We start from the raw sequence: 4,064 nt of genomic DNA, 5'->3' as shown, positions 1-4,064 counted from the left end.
TCCTCGTTGCTTGGTGATACTTCACCATTCTGGCACATTGCGATGCCGCTGAGCGGGGGTATCCACACCATCAACGCCTCATCGAACGCTTTTATTACTCCCTGATCGAGATTGCGATCGCCCCTCCCAAAAACGCAACCGTTAGCCTTAACGCAGTGCTGCATCCGACGACACGCGTCCAAGCTATCGCGCAGATCGAATGCGATGGGCAGATAGCCACGCAGAATACTTTCGCCATGTGCCAAAAATCCCTTGGGTTACACGCATTGATCAAGGCCCGAACATTGTTGGGATTGAATATGGTCACGGGAACGCCGACAGTGGTGCACGATGAGAGTTTTGTTCCCCCGGATCGCCGCCCTTCTTGTCCTCGTTTCGCTCGGCAGCGCGGCGAGCGGGGAACAAGTCACGTTCGTTCTCAGGCTCGCGGGTCTCAAGCTTGGTACGCTTGCCTACAGTGATAATGTGGGACCGTCATCTTACGCGGCCAGCATGAGATTCCAGACGGGCGGGTTCGCGGGTCTCATCTCGAGCGTGACATTCGAAGCCAAGTCGCAAGGTCGCAGAGTGCCGAACGGTGACTTATCGCCGACGAAATACAGTGAAGAAAGCCTGCGCGACGGCGAACGCGAAGTGACCGAAATCGTCTGGCGGGGGAAGACGCCCGAAATCACCGTCGAGACTCCTGCACAGCCGGATCGGCTTGAGCCGCGTGAGGCGACGGGCAGTGTCGATTTGATGACGGGAATGCATTTGCTCTTCCGCGCGATCCCGTCTGAAGACGCCTGCCAGCTGAACACGATGACCTATGACGGGAAGCGATTGATGCGTCTGAAGCTCAGCGAGCCCGGTCGAGATCGTTCTGGCCAGATGACCTGCACGGGCGGTCTCAGCCGACTGAAGGGCGTCGCGCCTCAGGGTATGATTGACACCATGTTCGAAGCTTTCGACATGACATATAGGCCATTACCCGATAATCGCATCCGGGTATATCGGATGGTTCTGTGGACGCCCGTCGGGCCGATTATTCTTGCAGTCGAGTAACCGCTGAAGCGCGGATGATGCTCATGCCTTGGAACTTCCAAAAATAGTCAAGCCGTAACCCCAAGGGTGATGGAAGGGCGCTTACCCATCAAACTGAATACGCATAAATCCAATCAAAGGCGGACGAGAGCCTCCTGATTGAAATACGCCAACGCATCCCAGATCATCTGATGACGGAAAAACGAGATCACGCCGCTATTCAATTGCTGTCCGTCCACAGCAATTTCTCGTCAACATCATATGTCCAGGGCGACCCCGAGTTTTTCCAGCCGTTTTGCATCCGCTTGCCGCAATAGGCACTGCTGGGATCTGTCACTGTGTCTCCCTCCATGCCGTCCATGATATTGTAGGCATTTGAAAAACTTGCCGCAGACATCGCGTTGACCGCAAGTGCAGATCGACCGCCAGAGCGACAGAGGACCAAAATCATGTCTTCGGTATCGTAGCTTTGTTTCACAGCCGAAAGAAACCCGGAGTTTGGCACGAAAACTGGCTGGTTCTTTCCCTTGTCCCATTGGCGTTGGACAAAGCCCAAAGGAATGTTACGCGCCATTTCCGGATGTCCGACGAACACGTACTCTTCAGGAATACGCACATCCAGAATTTTGACGTTTTCGGGATCGGCCGACCATTTGGCGTATGCCTCCCGTGCGGTCACATAGAGCCCCAGATCAGTCCGTTTTCCTGCTGGCAAAGTGTCATTTTCGACCATCGTTTCCATCCTTTTCTGTTAGGATCCTTCGGCTGCACCGGGACCAGATTCCGCACGAAAGACCCGGGCCGCCTCGCGATTGGTTGCAAATCGCCGAGCTGGTGCGATGGCGTCCAACAAACCAAAATTCTGAAGCTGTAAGACAAGCCGCGGATTGGCCCGAGTCAGAGCAATCTCGCAGCCGTACTTTTTGAGCATGTCGAACACCAGGTGCAGCGTTTCAGCCCCTGTGGTGTCGATGTCGGCAATTGCCCCGGCATCGAGGACGAACCACTCGGGCGGCTCTTTCCTAGCCTCTAGGATCGCCGCGATATCTTCCAGAATGGCATTGGCATTGGCGAAGTACAGCGACGTGCCAAAGCGATACACCACCAGCGGCGCAGAGATGTCTTCCATGCCGGGGCCCACCGGTTCAAGGTGGCTGCCATCGGCGGTTTCCTCCAGCAACCAGGTGTCGGGTTTCGAGGCGCGACCGATAACATCGATGATAGAAAGAAGGGTCGCGATGATCACAGCCTGCATCGGACCCAGAACCAAAACACTGAGAAAACAGGTTGTCGCAATCCAGAACTCAACCCGGCGCAGGTGCCAGAGATCTCGGAATTCGCGCATCGCGATCAAGTTGATCACTGCATTTGCGACGATCCCGGCCAATGCGGCGTTGGGCAGATAGGCCAACAGGTCAGTAAAGAACAACATGATTAGCGTGATGGTTCCCGCGGCCACCAGCGAAGGCAACTGGCTGCGTTGACCTGCGCCATCCATCGCGGCGCTGCGTGACGGGCTGGCAGTGGTCAGGATCGATCCGGTGAGCGAGGACGCGATATTGGCCGCTCCGAAGGCGAACAGAACCTGATTGCCATCAGCCTTGTAGCCATGCTTGCGGCTATATTTCCGTGTGAGTAGCAGCCCTTCACAAAGCGTGATGGCCACAATTGCAATCGCCCCGGGTAACACCTCAGCATAAGCTGAAAGCGGTACATGCGGAAAAGTCAGTTGCGGGAGACCCGAAGGGATGGTGCCCAACACGCTGACGCCCTTCTGGTCCAGTTGTAAAACCGCAACCAAAACCGTCAGCACCACTAGGGCAACCAGCGCGCCGGGTACTTTCGGCGCATAACGCTTCAGCAGTCGTACCGATAAAAGCGCGGCAAACCCGATGGCAACCGAATAGACATTTGCATGCGGAATCATCCTGAACAGCGTGGCCAGCTCGGCGAAAAAACCGGTGGTCTGGATGGAACCGGTCACGAACTCGTGAATCCGGTGCGCCAGTGTCCCGGACTCCTCAAGATGAGGGGCGGCGAGGATCTTGAAGATCTGCTTGATGAACACTTCCAGACCAAGCCCGGACACGAACCCGGCCATGACCGGGCGCGACAGGAAATTTGCCAGAAAGGCCAGCCTGAAGACCCAGAACAACAAAAACAGCAGGCCCGCGACCAGTGCCATGGCCAGCACATAGTCGGTCACCAAGGCTTCGTCCGGGACCGAGATTGCGACCAGTGCGGCCGAGACCAGCGCCGCACTCGAAGCATCCGGGCTGGTTATCAAGTTCCGCGACGACGTCAGCAGCGCAAACACCACCAGAGGAATGATCGCCGCATATAACCCTGCAGTGGGCGGCATCCCGATCACTTGCGCATAACCAATGTTCAGCGGGATCATCAAGGCGGCAAGGGTGATGCCGGCAGCGACCTCGCGCGGTACATCGGCCCAGGAGACTCCACGCAGTCCGGCCAGCGGAACCGGCCACTGGGTGGACTTTTCCTGCTTGATCATGTCATCTCCGAGCCAATGAGGTCGCTGGACTGGTTCATCCGAAACCGCTTTCCCCAAGTATTGATATAGGACCCCGTCATCAAGCCTTACAGTCAAAAGCCGGATGCGACAAAACAGAGTTGTCCAGCATGCTCCTCATTTCATCGCCCAATTCCACAACCAACACCTCATAAACTGAGACTTCCGCCGAGCAGTCGCCTTGGCTCTTTTTTTGACTTTCGAACCGCTTTAGAGTGCGATGGGCTAGGCAAAAATCTTCGCAAATACTGCGGACCTCCAAATTGCTCAGGAGCATCAGTCGTAACGCTTCCGTCTGGCTGGGAAGGTGCTGGGTCAGCAGCGAAAGATCGATGCGAGCATTTGCGTCCCCGAACATGGGAACCCCTCCATGGTGGTCAGCATAATTACGCAAGCATGCTGTATGATGTTCGGTTGCAACAGTATCTTACGTAAGCGCGGGCTGATCACCCATCGGTTAGCGGCTTGACTGTGTTTGCATGGTGGGAGCGGTCAGTCTATCAGCTTT

At 56.0% G+C, this 4,064-nt stretch carries 4 protein-coding genes; 1 reads left to right on the top strand and 3 read right to left on the bottom strand.

From position 1 onward, the window contains the following. Window positions 1-330: 330 nt before the first annotated feature. Entirely contained in the window at window positions 331-1,044 is a 714-nt protein-coding gene (locus LC354_RS26680) for a DUF3108 domain-containing protein (RefSeq protein WP_223428978.1), read from the top strand. Between the two features lie 199 nt (window positions 1,045-1,243). Here the strand turns inward: LC354_RS26680 and LC354_RS26675 are convergent, their stop codons facing one another. The 3 genes from LC354_RS26675 to LC354_RS26665 form a co-directional block, all read right to left on the bottom strand. After that, complete coding sequence (locus LC354_RS26675) at window positions 1,244-1,756, bottom strand: rhodanese-like domain-containing protein (RefSeq protein WP_223428977.1); 513 nt, start codon at window positions 1,754-1,756, stop codon at window positions 1,244-1,246. Between the two features lie 18 nt (window positions 1,757-1,774). Next, window positions 1,775-3,538 carry a SulP family inorganic anion transporter gene (locus tag LC354_RS26670; protein ID WP_223428976.1) on the bottom strand — a complete coding sequence of 588 codons (1,764 nt, stop codon included), beginning with the start codon at window positions 3,536-3,538 and terminating at the stop codon, window positions 1,775-1,777. 79 nt (window positions 3,539-3,617) lie between these two features. Then, on the bottom strand, window positions 3,618-3,914 hold the full coding sequence (locus LC354_RS26665) for a hypothetical protein (protein ID WP_223428975.1): 297 nt from the start codon (window positions 3,912-3,914) through the stop codon (window positions 3,618-3,620). Between the last annotated feature and the right edge of the window lie 150 nt (window positions 3,915-4,064).

The sequence above is a fragment of the Tateyamaria pelophila genome (genome assembly GCF_019966495.1).
GTDB lineage: Bacteria > Pseudomonadota > Alphaproteobacteria > Rhodobacterales > Rhodobacteraceae > Tateyamaria > Tateyamaria pelophila.
This window is presented reverse-complemented; position numbering and strand designations above follow the sequence as displayed.

Excerpts from the sequence above, each read along its gene's own strand:
- LC354_RS26680 (WP_223428978.1), top strand. The coding sequence starts at position 331 with ATGAGAGTTTTGTTCCCCCGGATCGCCGCCCTTCTTGTCCTCGTTTCG.
- LC354_RS26675 (WP_223428977.1), bottom strand. The coding sequence starts at position 1,756 with ATGGTCGAAAATGACACTTTGCCAGCAGGAAAACGGACTGATCTGGGG.
- LC354_RS26670 (WP_223428976.1), bottom strand. The coding sequence starts at position 3,538 with ATGATCAAGCAGGAAAAGTCCACCCAGTGGCCGGTTCCGCTGGCCGGA.
- LC354_RS26665 (WP_223428975.1), bottom strand. The coding sequence starts at position 3,914 with ATGTTCGGGGACGCAAATGCTCGCATCGATCTTTCGCTGCTGACCCAG.